Annotated in this window: 17 protein-coding genes and 2 pseudogenes; all 19 read left to right on the top strand. The window is 35.5% G+C overall.

Annotated elements, in window-relative coordinates:
- The first annotated feature begins 377 nt into the window (after positions 1 to 377).
- A complete protein-coding gene (locus tag A3SG_RS0109535) occupies positions 378 to 1,691 on the top strand; it encodes a TolC family protein (RefSeq protein ID WP_016989794.1) in 1,314 nt (437 codons plus the stop codon).
- Positions 1,692 to 1,893: 202 nt separating this feature from the next.
- Positions 1,894 to 2,976 (top strand): efflux RND transporter periplasmic adaptor subunit, encoded by a 1,083-nt coding sequence (locus A3SG_RS0109530; protein ID WP_016989793.1) that lies wholly within the window; start codon positions 1,894 to 1,896, stop codon positions 2,974 to 2,976.
- A gap of 166 nt (positions 2,977 to 3,142) precedes the next feature.
- Positions 3,143 to 6,469, top strand: coding sequence for an efflux RND transporter permease subunit (locus A3SG_RS0109525; protein WP_016989792.1), 3,327 nt, complete (start codon positions 3,143 to 3,145; stop codon positions 6,467 to 6,469).
- Between the two features lie 707 nt (positions 6,470 to 7,176).
- Positions 7,177 to 7,362, top strand: coding sequence for a DUF2892 domain-containing protein (locus tag A3SG_RS0109520; RefSeq protein ID WP_016989791.1), 186 nt, complete (start codon positions 7,177 to 7,179; stop codon positions 7,360 to 7,362).
- A gap of 467 nt (positions 7,363 to 7,829) precedes the next feature.
- Entirely contained in the window at positions 7,830 to 8,150 is a 321-nt protein-coding gene (locus tag A3SG_RS0109515) for a hypothetical protein (RefSeq protein ID WP_157485386.1), read from the top strand.
- Between the two features lie 48 nt (positions 8,151 to 8,198).
- Positions 8,199 to 8,435, top strand: coding sequence for a hypothetical protein (locus tag A3SG_RS21865; RefSeq protein ID WP_016989789.1), 237 nt, complete (start codon positions 8,199 to 8,201; stop codon positions 8,433 to 8,435).
- A gap of 137 nt (positions 8,436 to 8,572) precedes the next feature.
- Positions 8,573 to 9,004: a DoxX family membrane protein gene (locus A3SG_RS0109505; protein WP_029596714.1), complete on the top strand. Its 432-nt coding sequence runs from the start codon at positions 8,573 to 8,575 to the stop codon at positions 9,002 to 9,004.
- A gap of 100 nt (positions 9,005 to 9,104) precedes the next feature.
- Entirely contained in the window at positions 9,105 to 9,353 is a 249-nt protein-coding gene (locus tag A3SG_RS22300; RefSeq protein ID WP_016989787.1) for a MarR family winged helix-turn-helix transcriptional regulator, read from the top strand.
- 174 nt (positions 9,354 to 9,527) lie between these two features.
- A pseudogene (locus A3SG_RS21215) lies at positions 9,528 to 10,114 on the top strand (nitroreductase family protein).
- 283 nt (positions 10,115 to 10,397) lie between these two features.
- Positions 10,398 to 10,937, top strand: coding sequence for a GNAT family N-acetyltransferase (locus tag A3SG_RS0109490; RefSeq protein WP_016989785.1), 540 nt, complete (start codon positions 10,398 to 10,400; stop codon positions 10,935 to 10,937).
- A gap of 703 nt (positions 10,938 to 11,640) precedes the next feature.
- A complete protein-coding gene (locus A3SG_RS0109480; RefSeq protein ID WP_016989783.1) occupies positions 11,641 to 12,096 on the top strand; it encodes a MarR family winged helix-turn-helix transcriptional regulator in 456 nt (151 codons plus the stop codon).
- Between the two features lie 10 nt (positions 12,097 to 12,106).
- Positions 12,107 to 12,739, top strand: coding sequence for an NAD(P)H-dependent oxidoreductase (locus A3SG_RS0109475; protein WP_016989782.1), 633 nt, complete (start codon positions 12,107 to 12,109; stop codon positions 12,737 to 12,739).
- 29 nt (positions 12,740 to 12,768) lie between these two features.
- The gene (locus tag A3SG_RS0109470; RefSeq protein WP_016989781.1) at positions 12,769 to 13,335 is read left to right on the top strand and encodes a YceI family protein; all 567 of its coding nucleotides are present in this window, start codon (positions 12,769 to 12,771) and stop codon (positions 13,333 to 13,335) included.
- Between the two features lie 332 nt (positions 13,336 to 13,667).
- Positions 13,668 to 15,068, top strand: a complete 1,401-nt coding sequence (locus tag A3SG_RS0109465; RefSeq protein ID WP_016989780.1) for an anthranilate synthase component I family protein — start codon at positions 13,668 to 13,670, stop codon at positions 15,066 to 15,068.
- A gap of 86 nt (positions 15,069 to 15,154) precedes the next feature.
- Positions 15,155 to 15,751, top strand: a complete 597-nt coding sequence (locus A3SG_RS0109460) for an anthranilate synthase component II (RefSeq protein WP_016989779.1) — start codon at positions 15,155 to 15,157, stop codon at positions 15,749 to 15,751.
- Positions 15,752 to 15,825: 74 nt separating this feature from the next.
- Complete coding sequence (gene trpD, locus A3SG_RS0109455; protein WP_016989778.1) at positions 15,826 to 16,818, top strand: anthranilate phosphoribosyltransferase; 993 nt, start codon at positions 15,826 to 15,828, stop codon at positions 16,816 to 16,818.
- A gap of 31 nt (positions 16,819 to 16,849) precedes the next feature.
- The gene (locus A3SG_RS19550; protein WP_016989777.1) at positions 16,850 to 17,095 is read left to right on the top strand and encodes a four helix bundle protein; all 246 of its coding nucleotides are present in this window, start codon (positions 16,850 to 16,852) and stop codon (positions 17,093 to 17,095) included.
- Positions 17,096 to 17,267: 172 nt separating this feature from the next.
- On the top strand, positions 17,268 to 18,050 hold the full coding sequence (gene trpC / locus A3SG_RS0109445) for an indole-3-glycerol phosphate synthase TrpC (RefSeq protein WP_016989776.1): 783 nt from the start codon (positions 17,268 to 17,270) through the stop codon (positions 18,048 to 18,050).
- A gap of 82 nt (positions 18,051 to 18,132) precedes the next feature.
- A pseudogene (locus A3SG_RS19545) lies at positions 18,133 to 18,294 on the top strand (phosphoribosylanthranilate isomerase); the annotation flags it as partial.

Below are 18,294 nucleotides of genomic sequence, written 5' to 3'. Positions count from 1 at the left end.
CACGTTCAACTACAATAATATCCGTCCAACTACACTAAAAATTAATTTATTCTCCATTTATCTTTTTAAACAATATTATTTTTTTTATTTACATGCTACTTTAAACAGCCCCGTTTACATTCTGCAATCTAGAGTTTAAATTTATCAAAATAATAAATACCTGTAAAACATATAGTTACATAAATACATGCGGTTATTCTTCTGTTTTTAATATATGAATATGCTAAAAACACAAAAACAGATTGTTAGGTCAGAAACGCAGATTGCTTTAATCAATTATACAGCCCTTTTTTCATTTTATTCTTCTACTGTGACATTTGTTACTGTGTAGCCCTTCTTGTGAAATTATCTTTGTACAATAATTAGAAATTAAAATTATGAAGAAAATAAATGTAATAATACTATTAGCCACAATTTCAATTTCATACTATAGTTATGGTCAAGATACCTTGTCTATTTCGAAAGTTGATCTTTGGCAGAAAGTTGCTGATAAAAATTTACAAATTAAGATTGCCAACCAGGAATTTAAATCAGCACAGGCAGATTACAGACAATCCAACTCGTTATTTTTACCCAACATAACTGCTTCGCACACCGCTATTGCCACTAACAATCCTCTGATGGCTTTTGGGTCTAAATTGAATCAGGCGACAATAACAGCCTCTGATTTTAACCCAGAACTATTAAATAATCCAAATCGAACAACAAACTTTGCTACTAAAATTGAAATTCTGCAGCCCATCATTAATGTAGATGGATTGTATGGAAGACAGGCTGCAAGAGCTAAAATGAATGCCTTTGAGTTACAAAGAGAACGCACAAAAGAATACTTAGAACTGGAAGTAAACAAATCTTTTATGGAATTGCAGCTTGCCTATAAAGCAGTTGCTGTTTTAGAAAAAGCAACTGCTACTGGTGTAGAAAATTTGAAATTAGTAGGAAACTATTTCAAACAAGGAATTCTTCAAAAAACAGATTTACTATCCGTGCAAGTTCGCGTTAATGAAATAAAAAACCAATTGCAATATGCAAAAACTAACGTACAAAACGCCTCTGATTACTTGGCTTTTCTATTGAACGAAGATCTTACCGGTGCTGTCTACAAGCCTGCTGAAGGATTAGAAAACACCATTACTTTAAAAACGATTAACACATCGCTTTCTGCAAACAGAAAAGACATTCAGGCGATGGAACAATCTACTGAAGCATATCAAAAAATGTTGCAATCGAGTAAAACGACTTTCTTGCCCCGTTTAAATGCTTTTGGTAGTTATGAATTGTACGATGACACACTTTTTGGGACTAACGCAAAAGGATATGTAGTGGGAGCTCAATTAGTATGGAATGTATTTGACGGATATAAATCAATTGGAAAAATGGAAAAAGCGAAAGCTGATTTCCAAAAAGCGAAGATTGAAATTCAACAATACAAAGCCAAAAGCCAACTAGAATTAAACAAAGCGAATCGCCAGTTGAATGATGCCGAAAACAAGGTAGGCCTTTCCATGTTGGATTTAGAACAATCACAGGAAGCATACAGAATAAGAAGTAATCGTTTTGCCCAAGGATTAGAAAAAACGACAGACTTATTACAATCTGAAACGCAGCTATTCAAAAAAGAACTGGAATATTTACAAGCTGTTTTTGAATACAATTACACTCAGGAATATTTACAGTTTTTAACAAAATAAGCGGTAAGAAAACAGAATAAAGAAAAAATTGAAACACATAGAATCATATAAAAATATATTGCGAAGAATTTCATAGGCATTTTATTTCCACATTACTATGTGGAACTATCCGAAAGCATAGCTTTTACATGAAAAGTATAAAAACTATGTCTCTATGTGTTTAAAAAAGAAAAAAATAAAGCAAACCAATTAAATCATACTCATGAAAAATATATATATACTATTCATTGCAATAGCAATCGCTACATTATCTTCCTGTAACGAAGAAAAAAAAGAAGCGCTGGCAGAATCTCCAGCAATTGCGGTTAAAGTAAGTGGAGTCTCAGAAAAAGCCAACAGCGATTTTGTAAGTGCAAGTGGAAAAATTGAAGCAGAAAACAGCGCAGATTTAAGTACGCGAATGATGGGTTATATAACCAAAGTATATGTGCAAATAGGACAGAAAGTGAAATCAGGTCAGTTATTAGTCAGCATCAATAATTCTGATTTACTGGCTAAAAAAGCACAGGTTGACGCCAGTATCTTGCAGGCCACTGCCGGATATAAAAATGCTAAAAAAGACTACGATCGTTTTGTCACGTTGTTCAAACAACAAAGTGCTTCACAAAAAGAATTAGACGATATGACGGCTCGTTATGAAATGGCAAAAGCAGGATTAGAAGGGGCACGACAAATGCGAAATGAGGTAATGGCACAATTCAACTACGCTAATATCACAGCACCGTTTTCTGGAGTGGTAACAAATACTTATGTAAAAGAAGGTGATATGGCCAATCCTGGAATGCCTTTAGTAAGTGTAGAAGGCGCTTCTAAATTAGAGGTTAGCGCTATGGTATCAGAAAATGACATCACTTCTATCAAAAAAGGAATGCCGGTAACCGTTTTAGTAAAATCATCAAACGAAAAACTAACTGGTAAAGTAAGCGAAGTGAGCGTATCTGCTAAGAATACAGGAGGGCAATATTTAGTCAAAATAAATTTAGACAAAACGGACAGTTCTGTTTTGTCAGGAATGTTTGTCAATGTACAATTCCCGATAGAAAACAAAGGCACTACCACCCCAAACACAATGGTTTTAGTTCCTGAAAGTGCTTTAGTAAGACAAGGACAACTTACTGGAATATATACTGTGAGTAATGAAAACGTCGCAATTCTAAGGTGGTTGAGAACAGGAAAAAAATATGGTGAAAAAGTCGAAGTCTTATCCGGATTATCCGCTGATGAAAACTACATAGTCTCTGCCGAAGGAAAATTATTTAACGGGGCGAAGGTGAGTGTTAAATAAGCAGTGTTCAGTAAATAAATTATTGTTAATTCCGCGTGAGGGATAGTAGCGAAAATCCTTTTTAGTCAGTTCGAGTTTACGCTTTTTAGCGGAAATATCGAGAACAAGAAAAAGATTGTAACGAATAGCCCGACCCTTGTGGTCACGCCCAAATAAATAAAATAGTATGCAAGAAGGAATTTCAGGCAAAATTGCCAACTTTTTCATCAACTCAAAGCTAACGATTTTGATGATGGTTGGTTTGATGATCATTGGTGTTTACAGTTCTTTTCTTATTCCAAGAGAAGAAGAGCCACAAATTATTGTCCCAATGGCTGACGTCATGGTGGGATATCCAGGAGCGAGCCCCACTGAGGTGGAAAGCCGTGTGGCGAAACCTTTAGAGAAAATCATCTCAAATATTAAAGGAGTTGAACACATTCATACTATGGCCATGAATGGTCAGGCACTGCTCATCGTTCAATTTTATGTAGGTGAGGATGTCGAGCGTTCGTATGTGAAATTATACGACGAACTCGCCAAACATGAGAATATGTTTCCAAAAGGGGTTTCTAAACCGATGGTAAAAACACGTTCTATTGATGATGTACCCATGCTTGGGATCACGCTTTGGAGCGACAAAATGGACGGTTTTCAATTGCGCCAAATCGCTGAAGAAGTAACCTCTGAAGTAGAAAAAGTCAAAGATGTTGCCATAACGGAAGAAATTGGCGGAAGAAACCGAGTACTGAAAGTAGTTTTGGACAAAGATAAAATGGCAGAGAACGGCATTGATCCCTTAGGTATCATGCAAATGATTCAAGCCAGTAATAGCAGCTCTCAATCCGGTAGCTTTGTCAATAATGATGAGGAATATTTGATCACGACTGGTAAATTCTTAACCTCATCAGAAGATGTGGAAAATCTGGTTGTAGGTATCAATAAAAGCAGACCTGTTTACCTAAAACAAGTAGCTATGGTTCAAGACGGACCGTCTACCGCAAAAAGTTACGTGTCTTTTGGGTATAGCAAATCAAATGAAAAATATAAAGATGCAAAATCAGAATATCCTGCCGTAACCCTATCTGTTGGTAAGGTAAAAGGAGCAGATGCAATGAAAATATCAGAGAAAATCATTGCCAAAGTTGACCATCTAAAAACGACGATGATTCCTAATGATGTTCATGTTGAAGTAACCCGTAATTACGGTGAAACCGCCTCTGATAAAGTGGGTGAATTATTACTACACTTGGGTATCGCTATATTGGCGGTTACGATCTTAGTCATGTTTGCCATGGGATGGCGCGGTGGATTAGTGGTCTTCTTCTCTGTTCCATTGACTTTTGCTTTGACTTTATTCAGTTATTATATGCTGGATTATACGTTGAACCGCATCACACTTTTTGCACTGGTTTTCGTCGTGGGAATTGTCGTCGATGACAGTATTATTATCGCCGAGAATATGCACAGGCATTTCAAGATGAAGCGACTCCCGTTTAAACAAGCCGCTATTTATGCGATAAACGAAGTAGGAAATCCAACGATTTTAGCAACATTTACGGTTATTGCCGCTATTTTACCAATGGCATTTGTATCTGGAATGATGGGTCCTTATATGAGTCCGATGCCTATTGGAGCTTCGATTGCCATGATATTGTCCCTGTTTGTTGCCTTGACAGTTACGCCTTATTTGGGGTATCATTTATTACAAGAAACCCACAACAAAAAAGAATCTTCCAATAAAGATAAAGAGTGGGTTCTTGACATCCAAAATTTAAATAATACTTCGGAAAAAAAAGACGAGCAAAAGCATAAAGATGCCGAAGGCTTAGAAACAAGCCGAATTTATAAAATATACAACAGGCTAGAGCGTCCTTTGTTGGAAAGCAGTATGAAGCGAAGAGTCCTTGTTGGGATAACAGTTCTATTATTATTTGGTTCTATTGGTATGTTTTTCACCCAATCCGTTTTAGTAAAAATGTTGCCTTTTGATAATAAAAATGAATTTCAAGTAATAATTGATATGCCGGAAGGAACAACTCTGGAAAGAACATCAGCCGTTACTAAAGAAATCGCACAATATTTGACAACAGTACCAGAAGTTGTTGATTATCAAAACTACATTGGAACATCGGCTCCAATCACTTTTAACGGATTAGTGCGTCATTATGATTTGCGTAGTGGAAGCAATATGGCCGATATTCAAGTGAATTTATTACACAAAGGAGATCGAAAATTACAAAGTCACGAGATTGCTAAAAAGGTTCGTCCTGAAATTCAAAAAATCGCCAAAAAATATGCGGCGAATGTAAAAATCATCGAAGTGCCACCGGGACCCCCTGTTTTATCAACATTAGTAGCTGAGGTATACGGACCCAATTATGAGGGCCAGATTAAAGTGGCGTCACAAGTAAAGGATATTCTGCATAAAACAGCTGGTGTTGTAGATATCGACTGGACTGTGGAAGCCGATCAAACGGAGTACAAACTGGTAGTTGAAAAGGAAAAAGCGATGCTGAACGGCATTGCACCGCAACAAATAGTTGGGAATTTGACGTATTTATTGCAAGAATATCCTATCTCTAGTTTGTACGCTGAAAATTCAAATAACAATGTAGGGATTGCTCTTTCGCTTGACGATAAAGACAAAACGAGCTTGCAAGACATTCAGAACCTGAAAATAAAAGGAAGCCAAGGGAATATGATTCCGGTGAGTGATTTGGTAAAAGTAAAAACAGACACATTACAAAAAACTATTTATAGAAAAGATCAAAAACGAGTGGTTTATGTGACTGCTGATATGGCTGGAGCATTAGAAAGTCCGGTGTATGCGATTCTGGGAATGACGGAGAAATTAGATAAAATGAAAATTCCAAAAGGATACCAACTCAATGAATTATACATGGACCAACCTACAGATGAAAGTAATTTTACGGTAAAATGGGATGGTGAATGGCAGATAACATTAGAAGTATTCCGTGATTTAGGAGTAGCCTTTCTAGTAGCTATCGTGATTATTTATATGTTGATTGTGGGCTGGTTCCAGAACTTCAAAACACCAATGGTGATGATGCTAGCGATTCCGCTATCGTTAATCGGGATTGTCTTTGGGCACTGGTTATTAGGTGCTTATTTCACAGCAACTTCTTTTATTGGGATGATAGCCTTGGCAGGAGTTATGGTACGAAACTCCGTTTTGCTGATTGACTTTATCGAAATAAGATTAAATGATGGAGAACCATTAAAACAAGCGATTATTGAAGCAGGAGCAGTAAGAACCTCCCCTATTCTTTTGACGACTGGAGCAGTAGTTATAGGCGCTTCCATTATCTTATTTGATCCGTTATTTCAAGGCTTGGCGATTTCATTAGTATTTGGAGCAATCGTTTCTACTATTCTAACATTGATTGTCGTGCCATTGATTTATTATGTGACTGAGAGAAAAAAATGGGAATCCTCTGTCAACTCTACCGAAGATGGGAATGAAGAACCTAAAAAAGAAAATATTGTATAATTTAACGCCTCCAGTTTCCTCCCTTTGGGGAGGTTAGCCGAGGATAATACCTTAACGCTATGAAACTACTTATGATTACCGCAATAAAAGCAATTTGACGCAACCGTTAAGCAAATGTTGAAACAAGCAGATGTAAAAACCTTTAGCTAGAAAGCCGTAACAGGATTTAAGGATATTTCCGAAGAATCGATAGAAAGCAATTGGTTTGGAAGCGAAATAAACGAGAACGACTCCCTACTCTAAAATGCCTTTTTTGCAAGTTGGAAATATAGATGCCTTTTTTTTGCAAAAGTAAATGCTTTTAATGCAAAGCAAAAAACGTTTACTAACATTCACGTGGCAGTATTGAATATTGAAAAACACAGTTAATAAAAAAAAGTTTAATCACGCAGAATCATAGAAAAAAGAACGCGATAGAATGATTTCTTCAAAAGCTATGTGGAAACACCTCTAAGCTTAGTTTCTAAATCAAGAGCATAAAATGGATGTCGCTGAATGGTTAAAAATTAAAAGTTAAACCACATAGAATCATAGCAACATAAAAGGAAATAAAATAAATTTTTTAAAAAGCGATGTGAAACTATCTTAAAGCTTAGTTTCTCAATCAAGAGCATAAAATGGATGACTCTATGTGGTAAAAAAGATAAAACACAATTAATAACACTTAAATTAGAGGAGGAAATTGCTTCGTCCATCGCAATAATAATATGAAAAATAAAGTTTTTAGAATTGTAGTAGGCTCATTTATATTAATCAGTTTACTACTTGCAGTTTATGTAAATATAAACTGGTTGTGGTTTACGGTTTTTATAGGAGTTAATTTAATTCAATCCGGTTTTACAAAATGGTGTTTATTAGAAACTATATTAGCCAAATTAGGACTGAAAGACTAATTCCTATTTTATAAAATCTAAAACCCGATTTGCTATAAGCAGCTCGGGTTTTTTATGCGCTTATTTTTTTGGGCGTGTCCCCGCCTCCACTCCTTTGCGGTGGGGTCGGGCTATACGCTCTATCTTTATGGCTAAAAGAAACGCCCTAAAGGATGCCGCTTTTATCCCTCACGCAAAGCACAACATTATTATCATTGCATGAGTAACGAAGCAATCACACTAACACTGTAGCGCAAGCTGAGCAGCTGGATGGGATTGCTTTCCGATATATCGGACAGGAGGGTTTCCGCAATAATAACGTTCTACTACGTGCGACCGCAAGAAACTGGCTAAAATCCCTTAAGCACGCTAAAAATCAATAAATGATTTGTACTATTTTTTTTTATATTAGCTTCACGAATAGTAAGCTAAAATTTTTGCGGCTTGGAAATTAAAAGAACTCAAAATCTATGATAAAAGAAATTGATATGATAACAATTCTAACTATCCTTCTATTTGGTTTACCGGTCTTAATTCATAGTCTAAAGCTAAGATTATTCAATGAATTTCAATTTTATACTTTGACTAAAGCATTTAACAAAGCAATCATAGTTCAAATAGTAGTAGCTATTGTTCTTGGAATTTTGGCCTATGCAATTGACAAGACCTTGTATGCAATCGGCCAAGGTAATATGCTGACAAGCATTATTGTGAGTACTGCGATGACTTACAATATTATTGCGGCCTTTTTCTATATTCCAGGAATAATCCTGATGAACTTAATCAATTGGATATTGACGAAAAAATAATGCGTTTTTCCCAAATTACCATCCATAAAAACACTTGTAATAAGAAATATGAAAGCAGAAAATAAATTATTTATAAAATCATTTTTAATATCTGGCCTAGTTTACGCTGGACTTATGGCAGGGTTTGACTATTCTCAGGAACAAGACTTTAAGATACTTAAACTTCTATTTAACTTTTTATTCTTTGGGTCATTTATGGGATTATTGGCTAAGTATAACCATCAAAAACAAATAAAAAAGGAACTAAACGAGACCGAATCTAAACCCTGCGATACGGCTCTCTAAAGCTATTGTAGATTTCAAATCAATCATCACGTAATTAGATAAACACAAAATTTTTTCCCAATAAATTATTGGTCATAAAACAATTTAGTACATTCGTTTCGTGCACGATACAAACGCCTGCGATTAAAATCGATAAGATGAGTAAAACTGTAGAAACAACATTGACACAAAATATTTTTAGAATTCTATTATCCATCTTTATGGTCTATGCGGGATTCAGTCACCTTACTTTTAATAGGGTCGACTTTCAGGCACAAGTGCCAGACTGGCTGCCGCTTAGCAAAGACTTGGTAGTAGTACTATCTGGTATCTTAGAAATGGCATTGGGTCTCGGATTGGCTTTTTGGAAAAAAGAACGAACAACTTTTGGTTGGGTACTTGCACTATTTTTCATTTTAGTTTTTCCAGGCAATATTGCACAATACCTAGACCATAAAGATGCTTTTGGATCTTTAGATTCAGATAATTCACGTTTAATTCGTCTGTTTTTCCAACCAGTACTAATTGCTTGGGCCTTATGGTCAACAGCCGCTTTTACAGCATGGAGGAATAGTAAAACCAATGTCTAACATAGATGACGCTAAATTAAAATTAAGTAGTCAAATCTGCTTGCCGCTCTATTCCGCTTCCCGTTTGATCACTAAAGCCTAAAAACCCTATTTAGACGAAATGAGGATTACGTATCCGCAATATTTAGTATTACTGGTATTATGGGAAAACGATGAACTTTCTATAAATCAAGTTACAGAGAAACTGCTCTTGAACACTAATACGCTTTCGCCATTGCTCAAACGCATGGAGAAAATAGAACTTTTACAACGGAATAGGTCCAGTGAAGATGAAAGAAGTGTTATCGTGGAGCTTACAAAAAAAGGAAGAATACTTAAAGGGCAACCCGAACCCATTCCTGAAAACTAATCAAAATAGTACTTACTGAGAACATCAATATATCTGATGTCATTCAGTTGAAAGAAATGCTTAATGATTGGATTACAGTCCTCAAAGACAACAACAAAAAAACAGAATAAAAATAAATAAACAAACAGTATGGAATTGTTAAACAAATTGAATTGAAGATACGCTGCTAAGGCAATGAATAGTACAAAAGTGAATCAAGAAAAAATGGACAATACCATTGAAGCCATATCACTTGATCCAACTTCAAGTGCTTACAACCTTTTTAGGTCATTGTGATTCCAAATCAAGAAGTGAAAGAAAAAATCACACCTATTTATCGGACTTAATTTGTAGTCACTGATTGCTCTCATTTATTTGTCTTTGCAGCTTGGTATACTTATACTGCAGACCGCATCAACGAGATGGTTGATTTAACAAACACAATTCGAGACATGAAAAACGAAGGTTGGGAAAATTACCGTCAAATAGTTTTAAATAGTTATCCGCAAAAGGATGCTGAAGAAAACGTTAACCATGCCGCTAAACAAGCCTATATTGCGTTTGCACAAGACATTACTGCCGCAGCTTTTGAAGGGGTTGACACTACTCCTTTAGAGGGATTTGACGCTGATGCACTAGATGAAATACTTGGACTAAGAGCTAAAGGACTTAGAAGCTGCGTTATGCTTCCTGTGGGTTATAGAGACAGTGAAAACGATTGGCTAGTTAATCTTACTAAAGTGAGAAAAAGGAAAGAAGACTTGGTTACTTTAATTGATTAGTAACCATTATTATAGATGCAAAAGCGGTTTGGGTATTTACTCAAATCGCTTTTTCTATTCAGTCGCAAGCGCAAGAATCCTTTCGTATGGACATCGTACAACTAAAGCTAGCGAAGATTTGCTAAAGAAAACTAAAGACTATAACCAAAGCTAAGCAAGGCAAGCGTGCATTTCTCCTTCATGAAAATGACACGTATGCGTGGAAAAGATTTTGATTCCATCAAGCCAATTTAAATTACAACCATTTATTACTTATATTCGGTCTGAACAAAACTACGCTCAAATGAACTTTGCATCTTTCCCAGAAATAAAATCAGAACGCCTTTTATTAAGAAAAATGGAGGTATTTGATGCCGCAGTTATCTTATATTTACGCTCTGATAAAACGGTAAATCAGTTCATAGAAAGATCTGAAAATAGAAGAACAAAGACCATGGCTCAAGCAATCGAATTTATTACAGAAGTAAATGATGACTTCGAAAATAATAAATCGGTTTCTTGGGGAATCACTTTTAAACAGGAAGCTGAAATTATCGGAACAATCTGTTTGTGGAATTTTTCTGAGAACAATACCGTTGCTGAGGTGGGTTATGGTCTAAATCCTGCATTCCAAAATAAAGGAATTATGAGTGAAGCGCTAAAGTGCGTTATTGATTTTGGTTTCGATAAATTAAAATTAGACAAGATTGAGGCATTCACGCACAATAAAAATGAAAATTCTAAAAAACTACTAGAACAAAGTGGTTTTCATTTTATGGAGCATCGAAAAGATCAAGCAAATGTTTCCAATACTAGATATGAACTTCAAAATGGCTATAGCTAACTAAAAAAGCGAACAAAGCCAACGCAAAGATTTGATGGGTTGCAAGATTCCTGAATATCCATAGTCCGTTATTTTGATCCTTTGCCATTAATAAATTAGGCATTATCGATTTGAAAAACTGCTATTTATACAAATTATAATTAGCTGAACAGTGTGAACGACGTCCACGGGAAATAGGATTTAATGATGGCAAAATTTAAATATCAACACGCTAATATGTACTAAAATCTGCTAGAAAATAAAACTGATATCTTATTCGCATCTGAAGATAATATATCGTGTTGCATTTGTACTTTCACTAGAAGTACAGAACAGATTGATGTATTAATCGATGACATTACAAACTGTGCAGAAGCAGTGGGAAACCATTTTGAGTTTGAATCTCAAGTGACCATCGCTATTTTTACTAATAATACACATTTGCCTGTCACATAATTAGCCTCTTAAAACCGTCTTTAATCGTAAATGTAAGACAGCCGTAAAACAAAATAAAAAACCAAATTTCGATTTTGGCTTTTATGCACAATAAAGACATATCCGAAAGCACTGCTCCGGAATTAGTCCTTAAAGCTACTGAAAAGCGTCTGCTCGAATGGTAATAATGCGAACACTTTTATTAATTTTAACAAATAAGTAGGTCAACATTTGTATATACAAATAAAAAAGCCTTACATTTGCACCAACAAATAAAGCAGATGTTGGTATGAAAATTGAAGACATTATAAAGACGACAGCCATTTTAAAGAACTCTAAGCGGATTATTCTAAATGTGTTGTATGCTCAAAACGTACTCAATGAGAAATTCAACGAATTTTTAAAACCGTATGAATTATCGAGCGAACAATATAATGTGTTGCGAATATTACGAGGTCAAAAAGGGAACCCTGCTAACATGAGTCTAATTCAAGAACGCATGGTCGCAAAAACGAGTAACACAACTCGGCTAGTCGACAAATTATTACTAAAAGAGCTTGTTACACGCCAAGTTTGTACAGAAAACAGAAGAAAAATAGAAGTATTGATTAATCAAAAAGGATTAAATCTTTTACAGGAGCTAGATCCAAAAGTACTTGATCACGAACAACACTTTGCAAAGAATTTGAACGCTGATGAATTAGAGCAGTTAAATACATTATTAGAAAAATACAGAAATCAGTAAAATATAAATTATGAGTACTTTCTTAGAAAATCAGAATTGGAGATATGCAACAAAGAAATTTGATGCAACAAAAACGGTAACTGCCGAAGATTTAAATACTATAAAAGAAGCGATACGTTTAAGTTCCTCTTCCTTCGGATTGCAACCCTATAAAATTTTTATAATTGAAAATCCAGAGTTAAGAGCCCAAATAAAAACTGTGGCTTGGGGACAAGCACAAGTTATTGACGCCTCCCATTTATTAGTATTTGCTAGTAAAATTAATATTGGTGACACAGAAGTGGATGATTACGTAAAAAACACCAGTATTACTCGAGACGTTCCTGTCGAGTCATTGAACGGATATGCTAATTTTATAAAAGGATATATCAAACCGTTAACAGAAGATGATAAAAATGTCTGGGCATCAAAACAAACTTACTTAGCCATGGGTAATTTATTGAATGTTGCCGCTGAACTTAAAATAGATGTTTCACCTATGGAAGGTTTTGTTCCTGAAAAAGTCAATGAATTGTTAGGTTTAGACAAATTAGGATATACCGCTTCTTTATTAGCCCCATTAGGTTATCGACATGACGAAGACGCAACTCAACACAATAAAAAAGTTAGAAAATCACAAGAAGATTTATTTATAACGATCTAATTATTAATCCAAATTAAACAATAAAACAAATGAAAAATTTTAAGGCAATTGCATTAGCATTAACGGTAGTATTTTCAACTTTATCGGTAACGGCGCAAACAAAAAAAGTAGATGTTTCAAAAAGTACCATCAACTGGGTTGGGAAAAAAGTAACCGGACAGCATAGTGGAACCGTAAATGTAAAAGAAGGTACTTTAATCTTCAGAGGAGATAAATTAGCCGGAGGAAATTTCACAGTTGACATGCCAACATTAACGTCAACAGATCTTTCTGGTGAATCTTTAGGCAAACTAAACGGTCACTTGAAATCAGAGCAGTTTTTCGGAACTGAAAAATTCCCTAATTCTACTTTAGTTTTTAAGACTGTTGCAGTAAAAGGTAAAAACATGTATGCAATAACTGCAGACTTGATGATCAAGGACATTACACATCTTGTAGCATTTGATATTACCGTAAATGGAAATACCGCTACAACAGCTTTCAAAGTTGACAGAACTAAATATGATATTAAATACGGTTCAGGAAGCTTCTTCGACAATTTAGGAGATAAAGCAATCTCTGATGATTTTGAATTGGCAGTAGCTTTGAAATTCTAATATCTTTCAAAATCAACGCAAGAATCTCCAGCAAGCACTCATTTGGAGTTTTTATGCTGATTCCGAAAGGAAATGTAGCAAAAAAGAACTAAAATCTAGTTTTTTTTATTCCATTATAATTGAATAACCAAATTACATGCATATCTTTGTAACATGAACACAAATACAAACAATACTTGGTGGTGGAACAATTTACGTCAAACGTCGTGAACTAAGCTCCTATGGTATTATTAACTATAATTATAAAAGGCTTGTCATCACGACAGGCCTTTTTTTTATGTTTATTTATTTTCAAAATCACTTAAGACTTTAAACCTTAAAATTTAAACAAATTGAAATCTTTCATATTTAACACAAAATACAAACAAATACTCGCTGATACCATAACTCCTGTGAGTGTGTATCTTAAAATACGCGATAAATTCCCCAACAGCCTTCTTCTGGAGAGTAGTGATTATCATGGAAGTGATAACAGTTTCTCCTACATCTGTTGCAACCCTATTGCTTCGATAAAGATAGAAAACGAAACAATCTACAAAACCTTCCCTGACGGTACTGAAGAAAAAATAGCGATAGATGCCAGCACAAATATTCCAGAAGTAATTCAACAGTTTTCAGGGCAGTTTGAGTCCGAGAAAAACGACTTTAAATTTATCAATAATGGTTTGTTTGGTTACATCTCCTATGATGCTGTTCGCTATTTTGAAAAAGTAACCATCGCCAAAAAAGACAATAGTATTTCGATACCAGATGTGTACTATGCGGTGTATCAAAACATCATCGCAATCAATCATTTTAAAAATGAAGCGTATCTCTTTTGCCACAGTTTAGATGGAAAAAACAATCTTTCGGAAATTGAACAATTACTACAATCCAGAAATATTGCCTCATATAAATTTTCAAAAGAAGGCGAAGGCTTTTCAAATTTGACAGACGAAGAGTTCAAACACAATGTGGCTTTGGCCAAAAAACATTGTTTTCGTGGGGATGTATTCCAATTGGTTTTATCCCGTAGGTTCACCCAAGGTTTCAAAGGGGATGATTTTAATGTGTATCGAGCGTTGCGAAGCATTAACCCTTCCCCTTATTTGTTTTTCTTTGATTATGGCGATTTCAAAATATTTGGCTCTTCACCCGAAGCACAGATTATCGTTAAAGACCGTAAAGCAGAAATCCATCCTATCGCCGGAACTTTTAAAAGAACAGGTGATGATGAAAAAGATGCTATACTAGCCAAACAATTATCCGAAGACAAAAAAGAAAACAGTGAGCACGTGATGCTGGTTGATTTGGCTCGTAACGATTTAAGCAGAAATGGACATACAGTCACCGTGGACAAATACAGGGAGGTACAATTTTTCTCTCATGTAATCCATCTGGTTTCCAGAGTGACCGGGCATTTACACGATAAAGCCAGCACAATGCAAGTAGTCGCCGATACTTTTCCGGCAGGAACATTAAGTGGAGCACCAAAACATAGAGCCATGCAACTGATCGAAGAATACGAGAAAACAAATCGTAATTTTTACGGTGGCGCTATTGGCTTTATGGATTTTGAAGGGAATTTTAATCATGCCATTATGATCCGAACTTTCCTGAGCAAAAATCATCAATTACACTCCCAAGCAGGAGCTGGAATTGTTGCCGGTTCTGATGAAGAAAGCGAAAAGGAAGAAGTGTACAATAAACTCCTTGCGTTGAATAAAGCGCTGGATTTAGCGGAAACAATATAGAAAATAAGTGGTCAGTTTTTAGTGATTTAGTATCAGTTGGCAGAACCTGAAACTTTAAACTTTAAACTTTAAACAAAAAAGACAAAATGAAAAAAGTATTAGTTATAGATAATTACGATAGTTTCGTATACAATCTGGTCCATTATCTGGAAGATTTAGAGTGCGAAGTAACGGTGTATAGAAACGATGAGTTTAATATCGATGAAATAGCAGAATTTGACAAAATACTGCTTTCTCCCGGTCCCGGAGTTCCTGAAGAAGCCGGACTGTTGAAAGAGATCATCCGGAAATACGGCGCTACAAAAAGCATTCTTGGCGTTTGCCTTGGACAGCAAGCAATTGGCGAAGTCTATGGAGGAACGCTATCCAATCTGGAAAAAGTCTACCACGGGATTGCCACAATGGTAAAAACAGTCGTCGATGACGAACTTTTATTTGAAGGTCTCGGAAACGAGTTTGAAGTGGGTCGCTACCACTCTTGGGTTGTCGATCCTACTTTACCCGAAATGCTGGAAGCGACTTCCTTTGACGAAAATGGCCAGGTGATGTCCTTGCGCCACAGAACTTTTGATGTGCGCGGGGTACAATTCCATCCGGAAAGTGTGTTGACGCCAAACGGTAAAAAGATTTTAGAAAATTGGGTAAAAAGCCCCCTGTACCCAAACGGGAGAACAAATAATTAAAACGAACTTAAATTATAAAAACCCTATTTACCCCAATAGGTACTCCCCTCCCTCGGAGGGGCTGGGGAAGGCTAATGAAAAACATATTAAATAGATTAATCAATCACGAAGTGCTTACGACAGCGGAAGCAAAAGACGTCTTGGTCAATATATCCAACGGCAGTTATAATCCAAGTCAAATCTCCGCTTTTTTGACAGTCTTTATGATGCGTAGTATCAGCATAGAAGAACTTTCCGGTTTCCGGGAAGCCTTATTAGAATTGTGCATCCGCGTCGATTTATCAGACTATAACACGATCGATTTATGTGGAACAGGCGGTGATGGGAAAGACACTTTTAACATCTCTACACTAGCCTCTTTTATAGCTGCGGGAGCAGGAGTGAAAGTTGCTAAACACGGTAATTATGGGGTGTCGTCTATTTCCGGATCCAGTAATGTGATGGAAAAACTGGGAATCAAATTCAGTAGTGATTCTGATTTCTTAGAGCGAAGCATTGACAAAGCGGGTATTTGTGTTTTACACGCCCCTTTATTTCATCCTGCTATGAGAAATGTGGGGCCAATCCGAAAAGAGCTAGCGGTAAAAACCTTTTTTAATATGCTCGGACCAATGGTAAATCCCTCTTTTCCAAAGAATCAGTTGGTAGGGGTTTTTAATCTAGAACTGGCTCGAATTTATTCCTACTTATACCAAAATACTGATGTAAATGTGACCATTTTGCATTCACTAGACGGCTATGATGAAGTATCATTGACCGGACCCACAAAGATAATCACCAGCTCGAAAGAAGGAATCCTAAACCCAGAAGACTTTGGCGTTCGTCTCTTATCACAAAGTGAAATCGAAGGTGGAAAAACAATTGAAGAATCAGCTCAAATGTTTACCGACATCATTTCCGGAAAAGGAACGGAAGCACAAAATAATGTGGTTTGTGCCAATGCAGGAATGGCCATTGCAACGACAACGAAATGTACACCGCTTGAAGGGTTTGAATTAGCTAAAGAAAGTCTTATTTCCGGAAAAGGGTTAAAAGCATTGACTACTTTGCAGGAATTGAGCAGATAAAAGAACTAAAAGATTAAAGGATTTAAAATTTATGACAAAGCCATTTGAAGTATACAAAAGAGGAATTCAATTGGCAAAATTGATTTTTAAATTATTGGATAGTAAATCTTTTGAAAAAGAATTCGGTTACAAAGATCAGATAAAACGAGCAGTTATTTCTATAACGAATAATATTGCTGAAGGGTCGGAATATAATAATAACAAACAATTAATACGCTATCTAAAATTTTCTAAAGAAAGTTGTGCAGAGGTTAGAAGTATGTTAATTTTAGCCTGAGAATTAGAATTATTAACGCAATTAGAAATTGACAAAAGTTATGATTTAAGTGTCGAGATTTCTCAAAACTTATCCAACTTTATAAAATATTTAAACACCACAATTAAAGAGTAATTTGTTGGTCCATAGAAATTTTTCAATCTTTAAATTTTTCAATCTTTAAATTAAATAAATGAATATCCTAGATAAAATAATAGTTGATAAAAGGAGAGAAGTCATTCTCAAAAAATCAATCATTCCGGTTTCTCAATTAGAAGCCTCTATCTTTTTTTCGAAAAAGACTATATCTCTGAGCCAAAACTTAAGAAATAGTACTACTGGAATTATTGCTGAACACAAGCGCCGTTCTCCATCAAAAGCAGAGATAAATTATAGTTTTACAGTGGAGGAAGTGGTAAAAGGATATGAGAATGCCGGCGCCTGCGGAATTTCGGTATTGACAGACGGGAAATATTTTGGCGGTTCTTTAGACGATTTACTTTTGGCAAGAGCTTCAGTAGCTATTCCATTATTGCGAAAAGAATTCATTGTAGATGAATACCAAATCCTCGAAGCCAAAGCCTATGGAGCGGATTTGATTTTGCTGATAGCGGCGGTATTGACCAGAGAAGAAATAAAATCTCTATCGGAATTTGCTCAAGGATTGGGGCTTGAAGTATTATTAGAAGTACACAATCAAGAAGAACTGGAAAAATCAATCATGCCAACATTAGACATCATTGGAGTGAACAATAGAAACCTGAAAACTTTTGAAGTAAGTTTAGATTACAGCAAACAATTAGCCTCACAAATACCGGCTGAATTTGTGAGAATTTCAGAAAGTGGTATCAGTTCGATCGAAGCTATAACTGAATTAAAACCCTTTGGATACCAAGGATTTCTAATCGGGGAAAACTTCATGAAAACAGAAAATGCTGGAAAAGCTGCTACCGAATTTATTACGAAACTAAATTAGGACTAAGAGCACAAATAATTGTTAAATTCTTAACGAACTTAGCGTATTCTTTGTGAACTTTGTTAAGAAAAAATCATTAGTTATGAAACTCAAAATCTGTGGCATGAAATACCCTGATAATATACTCGAAGTGGGATTGCTCCTACCCGATTATATGGGTTTTATCTTTTGGGAAAAATCAGCACGCTATTTTGACGGTGTTATTCCTACACTGCCAAACTCAATAAAAAAAGTTGGTGTTTTT

The organism is Flavobacterium sp. ACAM 123, assembly GCF_000264055.1.
GTDB lineage: Bacteria > Bacteroidota > Bacteroidia > Flavobacteriales > Flavobacteriaceae > Flavobacterium.
This window is presented reverse-complemented; position numbering and strand designations above follow the sequence as displayed.

Excerpts from the sequence above, each read along its gene's own strand:
- A3SG_RS0109475 (WP_016989782.1), top strand. The coding sequence starts at position 12,107 with ATGAGTACTTTCTTAGAAAATCAGAATTGGAGATATGCAACAAAGAAA.
- A3SG_RS0109460 (WP_016989779.1), top strand. The coding sequence starts at position 15,155 with ATGAAAAAAGTATTAGTTATAGATAATTACGATAGTTTCGTATACAAT.
- trpD (WP_016989778.1), top strand. The coding sequence starts at position 15,826 with ATGAAAAACATATTAAATAGATTAATCAATCACGAAGTGCTTACGACA.
- A3SG_RS0109515 (WP_157485386.1), top strand. The coding sequence starts at position 7,830 with ATGATAACAATTCTAACTATCCTTCTATTTGGTTTACCGGTCTTAATT.
- A3SG_RS19550 (WP_016989777.1), top strand. The coding sequence starts at position 16,850 with ATGACAAAGCCATTTGAAGTATACAAAAGAGGAATTCAATTGGCAAAA.
- A3SG_RS0109490 (WP_016989785.1), top strand. The coding sequence starts at position 10,398 with ATGAACTTTGCATCTTTCCCAGAAATAAAATCAGAACGCCTTTTATTA.
- A3SG_RS22300 (WP_016989787.1), top strand. The coding sequence starts at position 9,105 with ATGAGGATTACGTATCCGCAATATTTAGTATTACTGGTATTATGGGAA.
- A3SG_RS0109535 (WP_016989794.1), top strand. The coding sequence starts at position 378 with ATGAAGAAAATAAATGTAATAATACTATTAGCCACAATTTCAATTTCA.
- A3SG_RS0109470 (WP_016989781.1), top strand. The coding sequence starts at position 12,769 with ATGAAAAATTTTAAGGCAATTGCATTAGCATTAACGGTAGTATTTTCA.
- A3SG_RS0109530 (WP_016989793.1), top strand. The coding sequence starts at position 1,894 with ATGAAAAATATATATATACTATTCATTGCAATAGCAATCGCTACATTA.
- A3SG_RS0109520 (WP_016989791.1), top strand. The coding sequence starts at position 7,177 with ATGAAAAATAAAGTTTTTAGAATTGTAGTAGGCTCATTTATATTAATC.
- A3SG_RS0109525 (WP_016989792.1), top strand. The coding sequence starts at position 3,143 with ATGCAAGAAGGAATTTCAGGCAAAATTGCCAACTTTTTCATCAACTCA.
- trpC (WP_016989776.1), top strand. The coding sequence starts at position 17,268 with ATGAATATCCTAGATAAAATAATAGTTGATAAAAGGAGAGAAGTCATT.
- A3SG_RS21865 (WP_016989789.1), top strand. The coding sequence starts at position 8,199 with ATGAAAGCAGAAAATAAATTATTTATAAAATCATTTTTAATATCTGGC.
- A3SG_RS0109505 (WP_029596714.1), top strand. The coding sequence starts at position 8,573 with ATGAGTAAAACTGTAGAAACAACATTGACACAAAATATTTTTAGAATT.
- A3SG_RS0109480 (WP_016989783.1), top strand. The coding sequence starts at position 11,641 with ATGAAAATTGAAGACATTATAAAGACGACAGCCATTTTAAAGAACTCT.